The organism is Klebsiella sp. Shm-1, assembly GCF_040804525.1.
GTDB lineage: Bacteria > Pseudomonadota > Gammaproteobacteria > Enterobacterales > Enterobacteriaceae > Klebsiella > Klebsiella pneumoniae.
In genome coordinates, this window is the sequence record NZ_CP161824.1 from 147,521 (window position 1) to 167,367 (window position 19,847).

General features: G+C 48.2%; 15 protein-coding genes and 4 pseudogenes. 12 read left to right on the forward strand and 7 right to left on the reverse strand.

What is annotated here, in order from left to right; genetic code table 11:
- Positions 1-545: 545 nt before the first annotated feature.
- A pseudogene (locus AB1E37_RS26230) lies at positions 546-1,822 on the forward strand (IS3 family transposase); the annotation flags it as partial.
- A 29-nt stretch (positions 1,823-1,851) separates the two neighbouring features.
- Here the strand turns inward: AB1E37_RS26230 and AB1E37_RS26235 are convergent.
- A protein-coding gene (locus AB1E37_RS26235; RefSeq protein WP_088476787.1) for an IS3 family transposase occupies positions 1,852-2,972 on the reverse strand; the annotation gives its coding sequence in 2 pieces (ribosomal slippage) (positions 1,852-2,714 and positions 2,714-2,972; 1,122 coding nt in all).
- 21 nt (positions 2,973-2,993) lie between these two features.
- Here AB1E37_RS26235 and AB1E37_RS26240 point away from each other — a divergent pair.
- The 7 genes and pseudogenes from AB1E37_RS26240 to AB1E37_RS26270 all read left to right on the forward strand — a co-directional run.
- A complete protein-coding gene (locus AB1E37_RS26240) occupies positions 2,994-3,140 on the forward strand; it encodes an IS3 family transposase (RefSeq protein WP_159193595.1) in 147 nt (48 codons plus the stop codon).
- A gap of 200 nt (positions 3,141-3,340) precedes the next feature.
- A complete protein-coding gene (locus AB1E37_RS26245) occupies positions 3,341-3,769 on the forward strand; it encodes a GFA family protein (RefSeq protein WP_004901287.1) in 429 nt (142 codons plus the stop codon).
- A gap of 132 nt (positions 3,770-3,901) precedes the next feature.
- On the forward strand, positions 3,902-4,135 hold the full coding sequence (locus tag AB1E37_RS26250) for a DUF1778 domain-containing protein (RefSeq protein WP_367777112.1): 234 nt from the start codon (positions 3,902-3,904) through the stop codon (positions 4,133-4,135).
- Between the two features lies 1 nt (position 4,136).
- Positions 4,137-5,104, forward strand: a pseudogene (locus tag AB1E37_RS26255) (IS5 family transposase).
- A gap of 371 nt (positions 5,105-5,475) precedes the next feature.
- Positions 5,476-5,799: a hypothetical protein gene (locus tag AB1E37_RS26260; protein WP_004902375.1), complete on the forward strand. Its 324-nt coding sequence runs from the start codon at positions 5,476-5,478 to the stop codon at positions 5,797-5,799.
- 148 nt (positions 5,800-5,947) lie between these two features.
- Positions 5,948-6,636: pseudogene (locus AB1E37_RS26265) on the forward strand (IS1 family transposase).
- A 10-nt stretch (positions 6,637-6,646) separates the two neighbouring features.
- A pseudogene (locus tag AB1E37_RS26270) lies at positions 6,647-6,913 on the forward strand (IS3 family transposase); the annotation flags it as partial.
- 69 nt (positions 6,914-6,982) lie between these two features.
- Here the strand turns inward: AB1E37_RS26270 and AB1E37_RS26275 are convergent.
- On the reverse strand, positions 6,983-7,636 hold the full coding sequence (locus AB1E37_RS26275) for a class I SAM-dependent methyltransferase (protein ID WP_023302796.1): 654 nt from the start codon (positions 7,634-7,636) through the stop codon (positions 6,983-6,985).
- Positions 7,637-8,178: 542 nt separating this feature from the next.
- On the opposite strand from AB1E37_RS26275, the gene rmpA reads away from it, so the two are divergent.
- The 4 genes from rmpA (at position 8,179) to peg-344 (ending at position 10,718) form a co-directional block, all read left to right on the forward strand.
- The gene (gene rmpA / locus AB1E37_RS26280; protein WP_004213609.1) at positions 8,179-8,811 is read left to right on the forward strand and encodes a mucoid phenotype regulator RmpA; all 633 of its coding nucleotides are present in this window, start codon (positions 8,179-8,181) and stop codon (positions 8,809-8,811) included.
- Between the two features lie 55 nt (positions 8,812-8,866).
- Entirely contained in the window at positions 8,867-8,989 is a 123-nt protein-coding gene (gene rmpD / locus AB1E37_RS26285) for a mucoid phenotype synthesis protein RmpD (protein ID WP_213034833.1), read from the forward strand.
- Between the two features lie 352 nt (positions 8,990-9,341).
- Entirely contained in the window at positions 9,342-9,743 is a 402-nt protein-coding gene (gene rmpC, locus AB1E37_RS26290; RefSeq protein WP_214588034.1) for a LuxR C-terminal-related transcriptional regulator, read from the forward strand.
- Between the two features lie 72 nt (positions 9,744-9,815).
- On the forward strand, positions 9,816-10,718 hold the full coding sequence (gene peg-344, locus AB1E37_RS26295; protein ID WP_004213613.1) for a DMT family inner membrane transporter PEG344: 903 nt from the start codon (positions 9,816-9,818) through the stop codon (positions 10,716-10,718).
- Between the two features lie 142 nt (positions 10,719-10,860).
- Here the strand turns inward: peg-344 and AB1E37_RS26300 are convergent, their stop codons facing one another.
- The 5 genes from AB1E37_RS26300 to iroC form a co-directional block, all read right to left on the reverse strand.
- Positions 10,861-11,082: a hypothetical protein gene (locus AB1E37_RS26300; protein ID WP_004213615.1), complete on the reverse strand. Its 222-nt coding sequence runs from the start codon at positions 11,080-11,082 to the stop codon at positions 10,861-10,863.
- Positions 11,083-11,143: 61 nt separating this feature from the next.
- Positions 11,144-13,318, reverse strand: coding sequence for a siderophore salmochelin receptor IroN (iroN, locus tag AB1E37_RS26305; RefSeq protein WP_004213617.1), 2,175 nt, complete (start codon positions 13,316-13,318; stop codon positions 11,144-11,146).
- A gap of 407 nt (positions 13,319-13,725) precedes the next feature.
- Complete coding sequence (locus tag AB1E37_RS26310) at positions 13,726-14,694, reverse strand: IS5 family transposase (protein WP_004225014.1); 969 nt, start codon at positions 14,692-14,694, stop codon at positions 13,726-13,728.
- Positions 14,695-14,842: 148 nt separating this feature from the next.
- A complete protein-coding gene (gene iroD, locus AB1E37_RS26315; RefSeq protein WP_004902400.1) occupies positions 14,843-16,072 on the reverse strand; it encodes a catecholate siderophore esterase IroD in 1,230 nt (409 codons plus the stop codon).
- A gap of 104 nt (positions 16,073-16,176) precedes the next feature.
- Positions 16,177-19,821: a salmochelin/enterobactin export ABC transporter IroC gene (gene iroC, locus AB1E37_RS26320; protein ID WP_023302798.1), complete on the reverse strand. Its 3,645-nt coding sequence runs from the start codon at positions 19,819-19,821 to the stop codon at positions 16,177-16,179.
- Between the last annotated feature and the right edge of the window lie 26 nt (positions 19,822-19,847).

Consider the following 19,847-nt stretch of genomic DNA (forward strand, 5'->3'; position numbering starts at 1 on the left):
TTTGAAAGAAATACAATCAGGAAAAGTGACTTTAAAAATCTCTTTCGAACATGACGCTACTGATATCTGATATTGCCTGGAGAATTTTGTCATAGGCGTAGACCTCTATTTGGGCGTAAATCTTCAAACTGGTAGCTGAGTCGTTTGGTTAACATCAGACATGGGCGCAGTTGGCGAACAAGGGGGTTGTTCTGGCAATGCATTGCGTCTGCACAGAACCGCTACACTGGACGGCGCAGAAGTGGTAACCGGAGCATATCGACAGAGGGGAAAATTCATGACTGAACTCCAGCAGATGCCAGGATGCAGGGCAGAAACACGGCGGAAACCATCTTAAAAGTTATTAACTTACCAGCTTATCAGCCCTGGGAGGATGAGAGTAAACACGGTATAATGGTGTCGGCGCTTGAGGCTTTTTGCCTCATGATGTTTGAGTGTTTTGATGTTGTGAGGCAGAAAGAAGAAAGCCCCGTAGGACGTTAATTTTCATTAACCAACCACATGCACTGCGCCCATTTAGTTGGACTCTCAAATTGGAGAGTTCCATGTCCAGACGTAAGTACACCTTTCAACAGCGCCTCGAAGTGGTTATGCACTATTTCGCTACCGATGAAGGCTATCGCTTAACTTCAGCTCGCTTTAACGTTCCCAGAACCCAGGTAAGAATTTGGGTTGCAGCCTATGATGCTTATGGAGAAGAAGGTCTGAAGCCCAGGGATAAGGGCGTATCAATCGATCCCGATATCAGAGTCGAAGCCGTGAAGGCTGTACTGACGGGACAGATTTCCCAGACGCAGGCTGCTGCGAAATTTAACGTCGCGGGTTCGGCCTCGGTTGGGAAGTGGATGAAGGTGTTCAGCGAACATGGAGAGGAAGGGCTTCGTTCTCTCCGTGTGGGCAAGAAAAGGGCACTTTCATATGATTGATGATCCTGTTGCGCTTGAGGTAGAACTGGAGCGTTCGAAAGATAAACGTATTCAGGAGCTTGAACAAAAAGTCCGCCGTCTGGAATTGCGGATACTTTATTTAAAAAAGTTGAAAGCCTTAGTTCGGTAAGGAATAAGGTCAGAATTATCGACGAACTGAGGCAGCACTATTCGTTCGACCAGCTTTTGCAGATAGCTCAGATACCCAGGAGTACGTTTTACTATCATCTGAAAGCACTCCGCTCTCCGGGAAAATACGATGAAGTGAAATGCAGAATCAAAGAGATTATGATGAGAACCTGGGCCGCTATGGTTATCGGCGGATAGCACTGGCGCTCAGAAGAGAGGGAGGAGCGTTGAACCACAAAGTGGTTCAACGTCTGATGAATGTGCTTCGTCTCAAAGCTGCAATAAGAGTGAAGCGCTACAGTTCATGGCGGGGTGAACATGGGCGCGCTGCTGACAATATCCTGCAACGAAACTTCAAAGCCAGCCGGCCCAACGAAAAATGGGTCACCGATGTCACTGAATTCGCCGTCAGTGGCCGCAAACTCTACCTTTCACCCATTATTGATCTCTTCAATAACGAAGTGATCTCCTACAGTATTTCAGAACATCCAACCATGCCGATGATCGATGACATGCTCATTAAGGCATTTGCCAGGCTTGATGCGGGTACCAATCCGGTTCTTCATTCAGATCAGGGCTGGCAATACCGTCATCGATGGTACCAGTATCAGTTACGGGAGTTTGGCATCATCCAAAGTATGTCCCGCAAAGGCAACTGCCTCGATAATGCCTGTGCAGAATGTTTTTTCGGGACTTTAAAATCAGAATGTTTTTACACCAGTAAATTTAAGGATATTGATGAACTTAAGATAGTTATTGAGGATTACTGACCTGCCCCCAGAGTTAGATACAACCGTCAGTTAGTAAGGTCGGTTTGTTTACCTTCACATTTTCCATTTCGCCACCGTGCTGCAAACTCTGATGGCGTCTGATAATTCAGTGCTGAATGTGGACGACACTCGTTATAATCCTGCCGCCAGTCATTAATGATTTTCCTTGCGTGAACGATATCGCTGAACCAGTGCTCATTCAGGCATTCATCGCGAAATCGTCCGTTAAAGCTCTCAATAAATCCGCTCTGCGTTGGCTTGCCCGGCTGGATTAAGCGCAACTCAACACCATGCTCAAAGGCCCATTGATCCAGTGCACGGCAAGTGAACTCCGGCCCCTGGTCAGTTCTTATCGTCGCCGGATAGCCTCGAAACAGTGCAATGCTGTCCAGAATACGCGAGACCTGAACGCCTGAAATCCCAAAGGCAACAGTGACCGTCAGGCATTCCTTTGTGAAATCATCGACGCAGGTAAGACACTTGATCCTGCGACCGGTGGAAAGTGCGTCCATGACGAAATCCATCGACCAGGTCAGATTGGGCGCCGCCGGACGGAGCAGCGGCAGACGTTCTGTTGCCAGCCCTTTACGACGTCTTCTGCGTTTTACGCCCAGGCCACTGAGGTGATAAAGCCGGTACACGCGCTTATGATTAACATGAAGCCCTTCACGGCGCAGCAACTGCCAAATACGACGGTAGCCAAAACGCCTGCTCTCCAGTACCAGCTCAGTGATGCGCCCTGATAAATGCGCATCAGCAGCCGGACGGTGAGCCTCATAGCGGCAGGTCGACAGGGATAAACCTGTAAGCCTGCAGGCACGACGTTGCGACAGACCGGTCGCATCACACATCAGCATCACGGCTTCCCGCTTCTGGTCTGTCGTCAGTACTTTCGCCCAAGAGCCACCTGAAGCGCCTCTTTATCCAGCATGGCTTCGGCAAGCAGCTTCTTGAGTCTGGCGTTCTCTTCCTCAAGCGACTTCAGGCGCTTAACTTCAGGCACCTCCATACCGCCATACTTCTTACGCCAGGTGTAAAACGTGGCATCGGAAATGGCATGCTTGCGGCAGAGTTCACGGGCGGGTACCCCAGCTTCGGCTTCGCGGAGAATACTGATGATCTGTTCGTCGGAAAAACGCTTCTTCATGGGGATGTCCTCATGTGGCTTATGAAGACATTACTAACATCGGGGTGTACTAATCAACGGGGAGCAGGTCATTACATACGATACTACAATACCCGACGAATTAGCCTTAAATTCAAGGGACTCAGCCCGGTTGAATACCGCCTAAAGAGCTATCCAGGCAGAAATTAACAAGGCTCTGTACAGGGATTCTATCAGGAAACCTGAACGTCGTTGGACACGCTCACGCAAATGTCTGCTATGAGCGATGAGCGGATATTCACACCGACTGATAGCTGATTTTGAGTTACCAAAAAAAGCACTCCTATTCAGTACTAAAAAGATGGTAATGTTTCATAAAATCTCTTAGGCCTTGCAGGAATGGTTTTGAAATGAATGGATCTTGTTTGTGTGGAACAATTGAATTTGAACTTACTCATAAACCAGCAGTGTTTTATCGTTGTCATTGCTCGCTTTGCAGAAAGCAGAGCGGCGTGGGTTACAATCTCGCCACACTAGTGAAAGACAGTGAGTTTCGCTGGATAAAGGGGAAAAACTGCGTTGCTTCATGGTCTAAGCCAACGGGGTACCGTACAGATTTTTGCAATGTATGTGGCTCAACTGTGCCTAACAGTCTGCGAGACGTACCTTATGTCTGGGTTCCTGTTGGTTTAATTGACGAACGTCTTGACATGGAATGTGCAGGAGACTTCTGCACTGATGATGCAATGCCCTGGGATGAAACCCGCTCACCTAGTGGCCACGCTGGACCTGTCGAGTCGCTTGCCTCGCTTTTAAAGTGCCTGAAACTCAATTCCTGAGCGTCCGCACCCAGCACAAAGCGGACATCAGTATTCAAAAAAATAAAAAAACGATGATTTTATGTATAGCATATGCTATACGTGGTGGTTGTGCTATTCTTGTAAAGCAAATGCTATACAAGAGAGGTGTGTATGAAATCAGATGTTCAACTCAACCTAAGAGCTAAAGAGTCTCAGAGAGCACTCATCGATGCCGCTGCAGAGATCCTTCATAAATCGCGAACCGACTTTATCCTGGAGATGGCCTGCAAGGCTGCGGAGAATGTGATCCTTGATCGCCGTGTTTTCAATTTTAACGACGAACAGTATGCAGAGTTCATCGATATGCTCGATGCGGCTTTGTTGAATAAATCGAACTTTTGCTGAGTTGAAGGATCAGATCACGCATCCTCCCGACAACTCAGACCATTCCGTGGCAAAGCAAAAGTTCAGAATCACCAACTGGTCCACTTACAACAAAGCTCTCATCAACCGTGGCTCCCTCACTTTCTGGCTGGATGATGAGGCGATTCAGGCCTGGTATGAGTCGGCAACGCCTTCATCACGAGGAAGGCCCCAGCGCTATTCTGATCTCGCCATCACCACCGTTCTGGTGATTAAACGCGTATTCCGGCTGACCCTGCGGGCTGCGCAGGGTTTTATTGATTCCATTTTTGCCCTGATGAACGTTCCGTTGCGCTGCCCGGATTACACCAGTGTCAGTAAGCGGGCAAAGTCGGTTAATGTCAGTTTCAAAACGTCCACCGGGGTGAAATCGCACACCTGGTGATTGATTCCACCGGGCTGAAGGTCTTTGGTGAAGGCGAATGGAAAGTCAGAAAGCACGGCAAAGAGCGCCGTCGTATCTGGCGAAAGTTGCATCTTGCTGTTGACAGCAACACACATGAAGTTGTCTGTGCAGACCTGTCGCTGAATAACGTCACGGACTCAGAAGCCTTCCCGGGCCTTATCCGGCAGACTCACAGAAAAATCAGGGCAGCCGCGGCAGACGGGGCTTACGATACACGGCTTTGTCACGATGAAATGCGCCGCAAAAAAATCAGCGCGCTTATTCCTCCCCGAAAAGGAGCAGGTTACTGGCCCGGTGAGTACGCAGACCGCAACCGTGCCGTTGCTAATCAGCGGCTGAGCGGAAGCAATGCACGGTGGAAATGGACAACGGAATATAACCGTCGCTCGATAGCGGAAACGGCAATGTACAGAATGAAGCAGTTGTTGGGAGATTCACTGACGCTGCGTGACTACGATGGTCAGGTAGCGGAAGCTATGGCCATGGTGCGTGCGTTGAACAGGATGACAAAGGCTGGGATGCCAGAAAGCGTGCGTATTGCCTGAAAATCCAGCCAGCTACAGGGTCGTTCGCACGAAATCTTATTTATTCAACAAAGCCCGGGCGATCTGCATTTTTGTAGTACGCCTGCAGCGGTTGCCTTGTTTGACAATAGCTTTAACGCCTTATCAAAGGTAGGGCGGAAAATAAAAAATGAAGCGGCCCGGAAAGCTTTCTTTGACTGTATCTACAGCAGGGATATGCTCGGATTGTCCGGGGGCAAAAGGGCGTAGGCGTTTCCAATAAACGTCGTGAACCAGCCCTGATCGCTGTAAACCCGTTTATCGGGATGAATGTGGGCAGATACTGCACTCAGTGGCGTAGTGCGTTACTGACGTCGGCTACCCTCTCTATTACCAGTACCCCAGAGACCGGAATGGAGTGGTTATGTAAAGCTCTGGGGTTAACCAGCGATACGATTTCAATCAGGAAAATATTCTCCCCAGACGTCTATGGCTCAATGAAGCTGACCATCGCCGGTGCTGATTTTCCAAAGGTGTTCGATGACCCGAAAGAACAGATATTTTCAGGTCAATGGTTAAAGGCAGTAGTTGAACAATTGTCCTGTATTCACGGGCCAGCTCTGGTATTAACTGCCAGTCATTATGAAACCCGGATGGTTGCCAATCAGCTGGGTGAGGTCTCGCAACCAGTTTATATTCAGAAAGCAGGTCAGGCCCTGTCAGAAATTATTAAATAGTATCAGGAGAAACCAGGGATTCTTATTTCTGCCGGTGCTTCTGTTGGTGTGAGCTCACGAGGCGAGGAGACGGCACTGTTTTCAGGGAGGAGATCAATGCCTCTAATTAATTGAATTGATGTATGATGCGTGCTTTTGAGGTTTGTTCATGACCAGCGTTACCGTTCATTGCCCCCGTTGTCAGTCTGACCAAGTTTTCCGCCACAGGCAGAGCCCTAAAGGCCGTGACCGGTTTCGCTGCCGCGATTGCTACCGCGTGTTTCTGCTCACTTATACTTATGAAGCACGCAAGCACGGCGTCAAAGAGAAAATTACCGAAATGGCATTCAACGGAGCCGGCGTCTGTGATACCGCAAGGACACTCAAAATCGGCATTAACACCGTTATTCGCACTTTAAAAAACTCGCGCCACGACGAGTAACCACATCTCCGGTTGCTCATGCCGATGTGGCGCTCATCTGCGAACTCCACGAGCAATGGAGGTCGGCAGCAAAGCCCGGTAGCACTGGCTCTGGTACGCGTACAACACGAAAACAGGTGGTGTGCTGGCCTATACTTTTGGGCCACGGACCGATGCAACCTGCAGTGCGCTGCTGGCTCTGCTCACACCGTTTAATATCAGCATAATAACCAGCGATGACTGGGAAGTTACGCCAGAGAGGTGCCGAAGGATAAGCATCTGACCGGCAAAATCTCTACTCAGCGCATTGAGCGAAACAATCTGACGCTGAGAACCCGAATCAAACGCCTGGCTCGCCGACCGTCTGTTTCTCACGCTCTGTTGAGCTGCATGAAAAAGTCATCGGGGCCTTCATTGAAAAATACATGTTCTACTAATTAGATGCACTACCAGATGGCGTATTATCAGAAGCGACTTAAGGGCAGCGGCCTGAAACAGAGCATGTCAAGAAAGAGAAAATGTCACGACAATGCAGTAATGGAAAGCTTCTTCGGTACGCTAAAGATTGAATGTTTTTACCTGAAGGAACATAAGAATATCAGCTAGTTGCGCATGGCTATAGATGAGTACATCCACTATTACAACCATGAAAGAATAAAACAAAAAGGCCTGAGTCCGGTAGAGGACCGAACCCAAGCCCTGTTAGTCGCTTAATATAAACTATGGGATCAGTTCACAAGGTGTTTTTTAAAAAAGATAAATCCAGGAAAAAATGATAAATAGCTATTTTTTTTCATGCGCAGAGAACATTGCGACAGCACCTTTCACAATGACATCAATATTTTTAAAATAATGAGAAAGCATTTTTTTTAGTTCTTCTTCTGAATCACTAAAATTAGAAAAAATACCTTTTTTGTTATAAATTTGCAACAGTTTTAACGCAAAACTATTATGCCTTACCTTATCACCAAGTATGGTTGCTCCGTAAAGTATTCCACCTTTAGTTAAGGCGGCCTTCGCGTTTTTTATGACAATTCTTTTATCTTCCATTGTTCCTGGTAGACAATGGATGAGGTAATACATTGATATGGAATCAAATTTTCCATGAAGTTCCTCTGGGTAAGATTCAAATACATCATGCCTAACTTTATAGTGTATTCTATCTTCCCCTACTCTTGCCGATGCAGCTTTCAAGCTGGCAGGGTTAAGATCCATGAGGGATATATTATAGTGAGCAGGGATTTTAGTGAGATAATAACCAGTACCAACGCCAATATCTAGGTGGTTAGGACTTAAGTTTTGTAAAAAATAAGGAATTAAAATATCCTTTGTTGAACAATTCCATGCGTAACTATTCGAAATGCAAAGCACCCACCAGTCATATAGTTTCAGAGTTAATGGAGTGTAGATCTTCGTCCCGTTATCAGTATTACTCATTGATTGCACCTTATACAGTTATCATTTGAAATTAAATCAAAAAATGGGCCGGATATCAAGGAGAACAATATATTAATTTACTTTGAGGGTATTTTGCCTGGATCATGTGGTCGGATCAATCGCCAAATAACTCCCAAGCACCAACTGTTACACTAGTGGTAATCTGAACATATTTTTCAGAAACCTAATTACCATGGTTATTATAGAAACAGACAGTATTACTAAGCGAATCGTTTTTTGCGAAAGTATTTATTTGATAAGGATTTTAAAATAAGTCCTAAACTCGCCCCTCCCCACACATCTTTAATCGTGAATTATTAAGCAAACTGACAAAATAAAGGGGGGCGGGTTAAAAAAAAAGATCAATTAATTGCAAACACGCAAAGACAAAAAAAATGACTATTTACCGTGATTGATTGAATTTTTATTCATTAAAAATTGTAACCAACGACTTTCAAGAGAAATGATTCTCTGTTGTTTTTTTTTTTAATGCTTATAAAATATTTTTGGATGAATATTGATGGATCAAAGTTACTGTTTCTATGGAAAAATATATTTACTTTATATGTAACAAGGATGTAAACATAGTGTTGACTGATGATTATTTTTTTTATTATGGCCTAAAGCAGTTAACTGGACTACCTCTGTTTCATATTACATATGAAGGAGTAGTTAATAAATCAATAGCAATTAAGCACAAAAGAAACATAAGAGTATTGGTTGACAGCAGGATTTTTTATTCAGGGAAATGGGGAGGGTACAAAATGTTAAGGGGATCATTAAATATGATAAGCCAATGGATGTGGCTTGACGTTTCGGGGGGGGGGCGGTTTTATCCTAAAGGGTGTGATTATGACATCTATGTTAACATGCAAGGAAATGTAAAAAATAATATTGAAAAACTATATTTTGCATTCTTAAAGAAAAATGTTAGCCGAATTGTAAACCATTATCCACGGCTAACAAAAAAGGAACAAGCAGTGCTGCAATGCCTACTGAAAAATGGGGGCATTAATGAAATAAAAAGTCAACTAAAAATTGAAGAAAAAACGCTATCATGCTACCAAAGCAAAATAACAAGAAAATTTGGCTGCAAAAGGTACATAAGGTTTATGTATCTTTACAGCCTTAATAAAGAAATGGTTGATGAAAGATGGCTCATGCCAAGTATTTAGGTAAAAAAGGGGAGGGGATGTGAAGGATCTCTTTTATTTATTTATTGCTTTTTTTTTGTTTTTTTTGTCAGTTTATAATTCATATTCTTATATTTCAGACAGAAGAAAAATAAAAAGAATCTTCCGCTCGCGCAGAAAAGCGATGAATAGACGCAAAAAAAAATTCAAACTATTATAGAACTATACTCACGTTCAATAAATGATATCAGCGCGATATATAACTCATGCCAATTTCAGTTGGCAGATAAGTACGCATACTGCATGCACCATTTATGTATAAAACATCTATCAAATATGTCAAAGCATAGTGTCACTATACATTATAATGCATCTCCAGCAAATGAGAACATATAAAGAAAGAAGGATCAAGGTAAGAAATAATGAAATTGTGTGTCGTTACAAATAATAATTATTTCTTTGCCGGCATGGAACATATTTTCTCAGAGGTTCAATGCTGTCTTTGTAGAATATCGAGTTATGATGTATATGCATGCACTCCTAATTCAAACGTAATCATTTTATTGGATGGTGTGAATCACAAAGTTTCGATAAAAGAGTATAGCTATCTAAAAAAAATAGGTTTACCTGTTTTTTTTATTCTGAACACAAACTGTAATGTTAATTCCACCCTCATCGGAATTAACATCATTAACGCACGCGAGGCTATCACTATTTTAAAAGATAGAATGATTTCTCTCTTTAATGGGGGGGGGCAGCTTGATTATAAACCAATAAATTTGACAAAGAAGGAGTCTTTTATTCTTAGATTATATATAGATGGATTATCATTAACACAGATAAGTGAAAAAACAGCCATTAGAAAAAAAACACTTATAACTCACACACGAAATATTCTTAATAAGACCGGTGTAAAACACCATAATCACCTTAATATTTTAAAAAACATCCTTGGCATACATTTGGCTCATTAAGGATGGTATAGCTTTTTGTTTCCAAAGATTTGTGCGTTTAAAATTACATACTTTATTAATGAAGGGGAATGAATGCGTAGAATTACTATATTTATATTATTCCTGTTAGTTGCTGTAACTTGGGGAACCACGTGGTTAGCTATGAAGATTGCTCTTGAAACTATCCCTCCAGTCTTTGCTACCGGGATGAGATTTTTATTTTCCGCTCCATTATTAATCATTATCGCATGGGTAAAAAAAATACCAATTTTATTTCCTGTTGGCCAGCGTCTATTTCAACTTGCAATTAGTATGTTTTATTTTGCCATTCCTTTCTCTCTAATGATTTATGGTGAGGTTTATGTAAACCCAGGACTTGCCGCTATTATATTTGCAAATATGCCGGTGGCTATTTTAATAGCATCATTTTTATTTTTGAATGAAAAAACAAACTCAATACAGATTACTGGACTAATTATCGCATTAGCTTCACTTTCGTTCATCCTCATCACGGAGGCGCGGGAAAGGACAGAAAGCCAGTGGACGGGAGTTATTGCCCTTTCTTCTGCAGTAATAATTCATGCCATAGTATATACTCAATGTAAAAAAAGATGCTGTAAAGTCTCTGTTATATCGTTTAATGCGTTACCGTGTTTTATAGCTGGGGTTATTCTTTCGCTGGTGGGGAGTATCTTTGAGAGGCCACAATTATCAGCTTTATCTTTACACTCTACATTAGCAACAATGTATTTAGGCTGTTTTGCTGGAGTTTTTGGGATACTGTGCTATTTTTCTCTGCAGAAAAGGGCTAGCGCTTTCCAGGCTTCGCTCGTATTTCTCATCTTCCCTCTAATTGCAGTAAGCTTGGAAAGTTATATATATGGGAAAACCATATCAACATACTCAATCTTACTGATTATCCCCCTCGTCATTGGAATACTTATCACACTTATCCCCAAAAAAACTGTCGTTGATAAAAACAAAATGAATAGCTGAAAATATAGTGTAGATAACAATTTTATGAAGTAAAATAATGTTCTTTTAAATTTATTTGTTATCTGCTAATTTGCTTCCCTGCGCTGAAACTAGCGCAGAGGAAAATTAAGTTATATTTAACTTGCGGATGCGATGAGGTTTATTAACCTCTAGCACGGTTCAAATATTTTTTTATCTCAAGTAACTCATCTCGCGAGTTTGAAAATGCCAGCGGCCTAAACCCATTATCCTTTCCTTCAAGAAAACAATTGCAACTTTCGATTAAAAACGCATTGGCTTTCTGTATATTGAATTCCAACAAAGATTCATTATAAAGAAGAATAAAAAAATCATCCTCAGGGTATTGAAAAAGCTTTTTATCCATAATCGATCCTCAAGATTTTATATAACATCAGTTATATCTTGCTTAGTCCTAATAATTACGATCAGAATGAAACTACCGCCCCCACATAATAAGCCCGCCCTGGCTCATTATAGGTACTAGCACCTTCTGAAGTTCGGTAGATCTGCTTATCGAGGATATTACTGACACCGATGTTAAGACGAAGATTTTTATTAATATCGTAATTGAAGTTCGTTCCCACCAGAGAATAAGCCCCCAAGACTTTACCTGACATGCCGCGAGTATCTTCACTTCGACTTTCCGCATGGGTACGCGGTTTTTGTCTGCCGTATAACGTCCAGTTGACGCTGGCGGAAAACGCCTGGGTGATGGTCCAGTCAAGCGAGTTATTAATTGTATATTTCGGGATGATCGACAGTGGGTTACCGGTGTCTTTTTGCTCCGAGGTGATCATCCAGGTGGCATTGGTATTCCAGTTCAGACGATCTTTCACCAGCGGGAACGCCATGCTGGCTTCGATACCGTCAACCAGCGCTTTCCCTCCATTCTGCCACTGGAGGATATATGCGCCTGAAGCGGTTTGCCCGATAGCATTATCCCCGGCCACGATCTTATTCTGGTAGTCATTGCGGAAGTAGGTCACGCTGGCGTAGTAATCTTCCCAGGCGAACTCCAGCCCAATTTCTTTATTGATACTGATTTCCGGATCGAGATCTTTATTTCCTTTCAGGTAGCAGCCGCCCGATGTAATATCTTTTGGACAACCGTTGCCTTTCGAGTAGAGCAGATAACCTTTGCTGGATTGATACAAGTTTGGTGCTTTGAAGGTTCGGGCAATCCCCGCTTTGACTTTGAAGTAATCGCCCAATTCCTGCGATAGGTTCAGGCTGGGGCTGAAGTTACCGCCGGACTCGTTGAGATAATCAAAGCGCAAGCCGGAAATGATATTCGTGCCGGGAACCGGCTCAATATTATCATCAATATACAGCGCACTGATTTGGGAATGGTTTTTACTGCTGCGATCCGCAGCAGAGCCAGAAATGCCGCCTATATCACTGTCATTCACCGTAAGGCTGGTAGAGGAAGGGGCGTCGAGTTTATCTCGACTCCACTCCACACCAACTGTTAGCGTTTGATCGACCGGTTCATTCAGCGGAATATTAATCTCACCGCTGGTTCGCCAAGAGCTCAGGCGATTGGTCGTGAATTTTTCATCCGCCAAAATACGCCCTTCACTGCCGCCGGATAATCCTTCATTCATGCGGTTGTTATTGGTTTTCTCGTAATAAACACCAAAACGACTTTGTCCCCAGTCCCAAATACCATTATGCGCAATGCCATAATTCTGCCGGTAAAGGCGGTTCGTCTCTTTGCGGGATTTCGCTAGGTTTTCAGTAACAGCACTGGAAGAACTGTTTTGCGTATCGCCCGCATAAATATTCCCCTGACGGCTATATCCGGCTTCGAAATCGAGAATTTGCTGCGGATTTAATTTCCACGAAACAACGCCGTTAATATCTTTGTTGCGCACCCCTTCATGCCCGGCCGCGTTTTTCGTACCGGCTGAGGAGTTAATATCCCAGCTGTCGGCATCGGTTTTATTCAGGTTACCGTAGAGGTGCATGGTCAGCGCATCGCCAGCCAGTGGCCCACTAAGGCTGAAGTTGGTGCGATGCGTAGCGCCTTCATCGCTGCTTTCCGGCTGGTTGGTGTATAGCGACAGCGAACCGTGCCAGTCGTTGGAGGGACGTTTGGTAATGATGTTTACCACCCCGCCCGCGGCGCCCGAACCGTAGCGCGCCGCCGCAGGGCCACGGATCACTTCGATACGCTCAACCTGTTCCGGTGGCACCCAGTTGGTGTCGCCGCGGGTATCACGCTCCCCACGCCAGCTATAACGCACGGAGTTGCGCGACGTCACCGGTACACCATCAATTAAAATTAATGTGTTTTCCGGCCCCATACCGCGAATATCGATCTGGCGGTTATTACCGCGTGTACCCGAGGCGCTATTGCCGGTCAGATTGACACCTGGCATTTTGCGAATAATATCGGAGAGGTCGTTGACCGGAGGGGTCTTTTTAATATCTTCGCTGGTAATAATCGACACGCCAGGCTGCTGTTTTAGTACTTGCTCTGCGGTGGCTACCACCACCAAGGTCTCGTCGTTATCGTCGTAGGATTTGGCTACTGATACTTGACTATTCAACCCTGCCAAGAGCGCAATTGACGGCCAGAGGATCTTGTTAATTCTCATACCCATTCCCTAATGAATGCTTAACTTAAAAGTGGTTGATCGTTAAGCTCACATCCTTGCCAGATATTTTTTACTGTAATTATTGTTACTATCGTAAGTAATGATAATTATTATCATTTGTGGGGAAGAAATTCAACCCTTTGTGATTTAAGTATTAGGCATAAGGGGCACTGGGCCTGAGTTACGGGGCTGGTACCCGCTAGCTCTGATATCCACTTAGGGTGAATTAGCCCGACGCACTATATGAATATCTTCATTGAAACGAGAAATTTCAGTATTATGCAATACCGTGCTATCAACAGTTTTAGGCTCGTCCTTATATCGTTTCCCCCATCCGTGTAAGTTGCGGGGGGGCTTTGTTGAATAAATAAGATTTCGTGCGAACGACCCTGTAGCTGGCTGGATTTTCAGGCAATACGCACGCTTTCTGGCATCCCAGCCTTTGTCATCCTGTTCAACGCACGCACCATGGCCATAGCTTCCGCTACCTGACCATCGTAGTCACGCAGCGTCAGTGAATCTCCCAACAACTGCTTCATTCTGTACATTGCCGTTTCCGCTATCGAGCGACGGTTATATTCCGTTGTCCATTTCCACCGTGCATTGCTTCCGCTCAGCCGCTGATTAGCAACGGCACGGTTGCGGTCTGCGTACTCACCGGGCCAGTAACCTGCTCCTTTTCGGGGAGGAATAAGCGCGCTGATTTTTTTGCGGCGCATTTCATCGTGACAAAGCCGTGTATCGTAAGCCCCGTCTGCCGCGGCTGCCCTGATTTTTCTGTGAGTCTGCCGGATAAGGCCCGGGAAGGCTTCTGAGTCCGTGACGTTATTCAGCGACAGGTCTGCACAGACAACTTCATGTGTGTTGCTGTCAACAGCAAGATGCAACTTTCGCCAGATACGACGGCGCTCTTTGCCGTGCTTTCTGACTTTCCATTCGCCTTCACCAAAGACCTTCAGCCCGGTGGAATCAATCACCAGGTGTGCGATTTCACCCCGGGTGGACGTTTTGAAACTGACATTAACCGACTTTGCCCGCTTACTGACACTGGTGTAATCCGGGCAGCGCAACGGAACGTTCATCAGGGCAAAAATGGAATCAATAAAACCCTGCGCAGCCCGCAGGGTCAGCCGGAATACGCGTTTAATCACCAGAACGGTGGTGATGGCGAGATCAGAATAGCGCTGGGGCCTTCCTCGTGATGAAGGCGTTGCCGACTCATACCAGGCCTGAATCGCCTCATCATCCAGCCAGAAAGTGAGGGAGCCACGGTTGATGAGAGCTTTGTTGTAAGTGGACCAGTTGGTGATTCTGAACTTTTGCTTTGCCACGGAATGGTCTGAGTTGTCGGGAGGATGCGTGATCTGATCCTTCAACTCAGCAAAAGTTCGATTTATTCAACAAAGCCTTGCGGGGGCTATATATCTTGTCTAATGCTTACATATAGCGGTCATTCTACACTTACAATAGCCTTACGCCATGAGCCATATCTACACAGATGTCTGAAAGTATTCTCGGGTCAAGTCAACCTTTTAGTAAACCAAGCCCGTCAATCAGTGCGCCGCGCCACCATGCGTAATCGTGACCACCGGTGTAAATTGCGTAATGGCTGTCGACGCCAGCATTCAGCAGACGCTGATGAAGCTGCTGAACGTGCAGTACCGTCGAACCTTCCAGTGATCCCACGCATAGGCGGATACGAACATTCTGCGGTGGGGCAGAAAGCAGATGCTCGCTCACCCATGACGTATCGGTTTCTCTGAATAAGTTTGGCCGGCAGGCGCCTTCCGGCGTCCACCACATTGAAGGGGAGTGGCTGAGCGCCAGGCCGAACGTTTCTGGTGCGTGACGAGCGGCTATTAGCGCGCTGACTCCGCCGAGGCTCTGCCCGGCTAACACTGTGCGAGAACGGTCTGCCCACTGCCGCTGCGGTTGTTCGGCACGAATAGTCGGCAGTAGATGCCTGGCAATATCCGTTATCAGTTCGCTGCGCCCGCCAAGTATCGCATTGCGCTCGTGTTCATCGATGTTGTCGATGCCCATTATAGCTACGGGAACGATGCGTCCGTTGTTTATAGCAACGTCAATTGCCGCGCATACTCCTAGATGATCGAACCACGTTTCACCATCGGGCAGCACCACTAGGCCCAGGGGCTGCAAAACATCAACGTCCGGCATATAAAGCTGAACCCGGCGCGATTGCCCGGCGATAATGCGCGAGGAGGTAAGCAATTGCCCTGTGGGTGAGCCGCCGCTCCATTCGGGCTGGGCGGGGGCTTTATCAAGCGTCAGCACCGATTCCTGTGAGCTTCCCCGAACGCTAATTCTTGGCGTTTTGTTTAGCGGATCGGCGTGCCCGGGGAGAGCGGCAAAGCGGCCTCCGGCCTGTGCAATCCTCTTGGCCGGAGTGCCGAGGGGGATTTCTATCAGCGAATAGGAGCCGCAGTAACTTGCGGGTAAACGCAGCGTTAGTGTCCAGATATCCGTCTCGGGAAGGGGGGTCATCATGCCTTTTGCTACGTGCTCTTTATCCGTTACCCGATTCAGACGCAGATATACGCCCTGCAGAGAGTGCCAGGCACGCCACAGAAAGGTCACTTCACGCTCGTCTTCCGCCCCTTCGACCGGCATCACCAGCGGTCCATTCAGCGATTCAGCGTCGCGCCAGAAGTCAGAAACGTTAGCAATGTGGCCTGCTGCCAGTTGGCTACGCAACCTGGCGATAGCTGAGGGATGTTGTTGCATGTTCAGCATTCACTCTCTTTGAAAATTAAGGAGAACAGTATAAATAGCTAAAGCGGCTGTTCCCGGAGCAGCCGTTTCAGAGCGTGTTTTTTAATGTTTAATGTGCACTGTAACTATCCCGCGATGTCGTGCTGTCGATGTAGCACAGTACTGCCGACACTGTCATGCCATAACTGGTTATAGAGGCCGCCTGCAGCTAAAAGCTGTTCGTGAGTGCCGTATTCAGTAAGCTGCCCCTTATCGAGAACGGCAATCAGTTCGCAGCGCTGCGCGGTGGTCAGACGGTGCGCCACAATCAGCGCCGAGTGCTGCCTGGCGTGCGCGACATCTATTAACGATGACATCAATCGTTCTTCGGATGCGCGATCCAAGCGTGACGTAGCTTCATCGAGTAGCAGGATGTGAGCATTCGCTAATTGCGCGCGAGCCAGTGCAATCAGCTGGCGCTGACCTGCGGACAGATCGGCACCGCCGTTACTCACCGGTGTCCGGAATCCCTGCGGCAGATTGCGTACCGTCTCATACAGCCCAGCCCGCAGTGAAGCAATCTCAACGTCGTCATTGGTGCTGGATGGCCGTGAATAACGAATGTTTTCCGCAATATCACTACTAAACAGCGCCACATCCTGATCGACCACCCCAATCTGGAGACGGTAATCGGCAAGCGAGGCATCATCAATCGTCCGATCACCGATGCTGATACTGCCGTAGGTGGGGGAATATAACCCGGCAATCAGTTTAATCAGCGTTGACTTACCCGCACCACTGCGACCGACGACCGCGACAACCGTTCCCTCGGGGATCGTCAGGGTAAGTTTGGTCAACGCCGGCTCGGAACTGTCGGGATAACTAAACGTGACATCATCAAGATGAAGCGCACCGGTGGCGGGCGGTGCAGAAGAGGGGGTTACGTTCTCAGTGCCTTCGGTCGCCAGCAGTTCATCAATATGTTTACCGCTGGCCGTCGCCTGCTGCCAGGCGTCGACAATCCCTGATAACTGCTGAACTGGTCCGTAGAATTGCCCCAGCAGCAGGTAGAAAGCCGCCATCACCCCGGCGGTCATTTCACCTTCGGCGACCCGCGATGCTCCCACCAGTAGAACGGCGGCATAGGAGGCCTCGGTGCAGAAGGTCAGGAACGGGAAATAGACGGCAAGGTATTTTTGCGCACGCACGCGGGTCGTGCGGAAGCGATCCGATAACGCACGCAGCCGTGCTGCCTCCTGTTCCTGCTGGCCATGCGATTGCACGACGCGCAAGCCGGAGACTTTCTCCTGCAGGGTGCTGTTAACTTTGCCTATTTCCAGCCGCGCCTGCGCATAAGCAGGGGAGCTGAGTCGGCGATAAATCCAGGTTGCCAGTGCGACCTGTGGCACCGCACTTAATGCCGTCAGCGCCAGGAGCGGGTCGAGCCAGAACATGGCGGCGGCGATAGCGAACATCGTCACGAGGCTGGTGGCCGCACCGGCAAGGCCGTTTTGCAGAAAGCGGGCGAGAGAGTCCACATCAACGGTCATGCGGGTCAGACGCGAATCGACATGCTTTTCATGCCAGGGGAGGCCAAGACGCAGCATATGGCCGAAGGTGCGCACACGCACGGTATGCTGGACTGACTCCGCCGCCCTTGCGGCGAAGACCGTCTGCAGCGAATAACAGCTCCAGCTCACGGCTACTAGGCACAGGGCGAGCAGGACGCAGAGGCCGATAGTCGACATATCGCCTGCGGCGACGCCGGAGTCAATGCCGCGCTGCAGCAGTATCAGTACCCCGACGCCTGCCGCCGAATCGAGTGCGATCAACAGGGCGGCGATGACGAACATCCACGCCACGGGCTTCAGCAGCGACGTGACTTTGCGGCCTTTACCGGCCAGCGCCTGCTGTACTGCATTTTCCGGCACGCGAGTCATACGGGCAACAAAGCCTTTATCCCCTGTCTCCGGCGCATAGTCTTGTGCCGCGGGTCCGGTTGGCCACAATTCGTTATTCTCACTGTGGGAAGGCGCGAGGAAATCGCCATCGCCGGTCATAAGCGCACGGAACGCCGGACAGCGCGCTTCAAGTTCTGCCTGGGTTCCAGTATCCACCACCCGGCCCTTATCCAGCATCACAATTCGGCTGGCTAACTGAAGCGTTGAACGGCGTCGGGCAATCACCAGCAGCATATGCTCTTCGTCAGCATAGCGACTCAGCGCGGTGTTGATCTCCGCTTCAGTACCGGCATCGACCGCCGAGGTGGTGTCATCGAGGATCAATACTTCCGGCGCGGTAATGAGCGCCCGCGCCAGCGCGATTCGCTGCCTCTGCCCGCCAGAAAGATTTGTACCGCGTTCAGTTAACCAAGTATCAAAGCCTTTCGGCAGGGCGTTGATAAAATCGCTGGCTCCTGCTGCCGTCGCCGCGCGGTAAATGTCGTCCGCCGTTGCCTGAGGGTGGCCATAGGCGATATTTTCCGCCACCGTACCGGCAAACAGAAAAGCATCTTCAAACACAACGCCTATACGACGACGAAGCGCCTCCAGCCTGAGAGCGCGGAGGTTATGTCGGCCAGCGCTGGTGTTGAGCCATATATCTCCGGCGCTGGGATCGTAAAAACGCGCCAGCAGCATCAGCAGCGTCGATTTCCCGGAACCCGATGCGCCCACTACCGCCACGGTTTCACCGGCGTGCAGGGAAAAGGATACATCGCTGAGGATGCGTCTGCCGCCACGGTAGTCGAAGCTCATATTCTCCAGTTCCAGCCCGACAACCTGACCGTTAACCACCTCCGTCCCGTCTTCCATCTGCGAACGGGTGTCGATCAGAGCAAACACTCGCTCCACGGACGCCTGGGTGCGCTGAGCGATAACCAGAAACGATGCCAGTACGCGGGTTGGCCCGGTCAGCATCGCGAGGAAGCTGGCAAATGCCACGAAGGTTCCGAGATTGATCCGCCCATGTATGATCGACCAGCCGCCGTAGCACAGCAGAACGATTTGCCCGAGCACCGGTAGCGCCAGCATGGTGGCACTTGGTATCGCCTGCGAGATGGCTGCGCCGATGCGTACATGCACAATCTGCCGCGACTGGCGATCCAGCCAGCGCGTTTCACGCAGCTCCGCCACGCAGGATTTCACCACGGAGATCTGCGCCAGCACCTCGCGCATATGTTCGGTGAGATTCGCCAGTCGGTCCGAGGCTAGACCGGTCTGCGCGAAGACCCGACGACGCGCGCGCAGCGCAGTGATCGCTAGGCACGCCAGTACGCACACGACGATGAGTGTCATGGCAGGTGACATCCACAGCATCACGGCAATGCCGGCGATGTAATAAGTGAATACTGCCAGCGGCACCGGACACATCTGCAGCAGGGTATGCACCTGCTGCAGATCGCTGTTGGTCCGGGAAATCACTTGCCCGGTGCGCAGCGCGTCCTGGCCTGCGCCGTCAAGTTTCTGAATGCTGTCGAATGCCCGTCCTCGCAGGGTGTGCTGTACCCAGAGCGAGAGCTCCCCGGCATAACCGCGGCGCACGTAGTTACCGATGAAATCAAAAAAGGCGATCAGCAGTAGCCCGCAGGCCAGCCTCGGCAGACGGGTCGGATTGCCTGCCAGCGCGTCGTTCACCGCTTGCCTTGTCAGCAGCGGTGTCAGCGCGGCCAGCAGAATAGTCGATACCGACGCTACTACCACGATGATGGTAAGTTTCTTACGTTCCCAGCACACGCGTGCCAAGCGAACTATCCAGGACCGCGCAGGTGTGGGAGAGTGAGTCGCAGGCATTAAGCCACCTCCGTCTGTAAAAAATA

Coding starts and splice junctions, on each gene's coding strand:
- AB1E37_RS26245 (WP_004901287.1), top strand. CDS start 3,341: ATGAATGGATCTTGTTTGTGTGGAACAATTGAATTTGAACTTACTCAT.
- rmpA (WP_004213609.1), top strand. CDS start 8,179: ATGGAAAAATATATTTACTTTATATGTAACAAGGATGTAAACATAGTG.
- iroN (WP_004213617.1), bottom strand. CDS start 13,318: ATGAGAATTAACAAGATCCTCTGGCCGTCAATTGCGCTCTTGGCAGGG.
- AB1E37_RS26240 (WP_159193595.1), top strand. CDS start 2,994: ATGAAGACATTACTAACATCGGGGTGTACTAATCAACGGGGAGCAGGT.
- AB1E37_RS26275 (WP_023302796.1), bottom strand. CDS start 7,636: ATGAGTAATACTGATAACGGGACGAAGATCTACACTCCATTAACTCTG.
- peg-344 (WP_004213613.1), top strand. CDS start 9,816: ATGCGTAGAATTACTATATTTATATTATTCCTGTTAGTTGCTGTAACT.
- AB1E37_RS26250 (WP_367777112.1), top strand. CDS start 3,902: ATGAAATCAGATGTTCAACTCAACCTAAGAGCTAAAGAGTCTCAGAGA.
- AB1E37_RS26300 (WP_004213615.1), bottom strand. CDS start 11,082: ATGGATAAAAAGCTTTTTCAATACCCTGAGGATGATTTTTTTATTCTT.
- AB1E37_RS26260 (WP_004902375.1), top strand. CDS start 5,476: ATGGAGTGGTTATGTAAAGCTCTGGGGTTAACCAGCGATACGATTTCA.
- iroD (WP_004902400.1), bottom strand. CDS start 16,072: ATGCTGAACATGCAACAACATCCCTCAGCTATCGCCAGGTTGCGTAGC.
- iroC (WP_023302798.1), bottom strand. CDS start 19,821: ATGCCTGCGACTCACTCTCCCACACCTGCGCGGTCCTGGATAGTTCGC.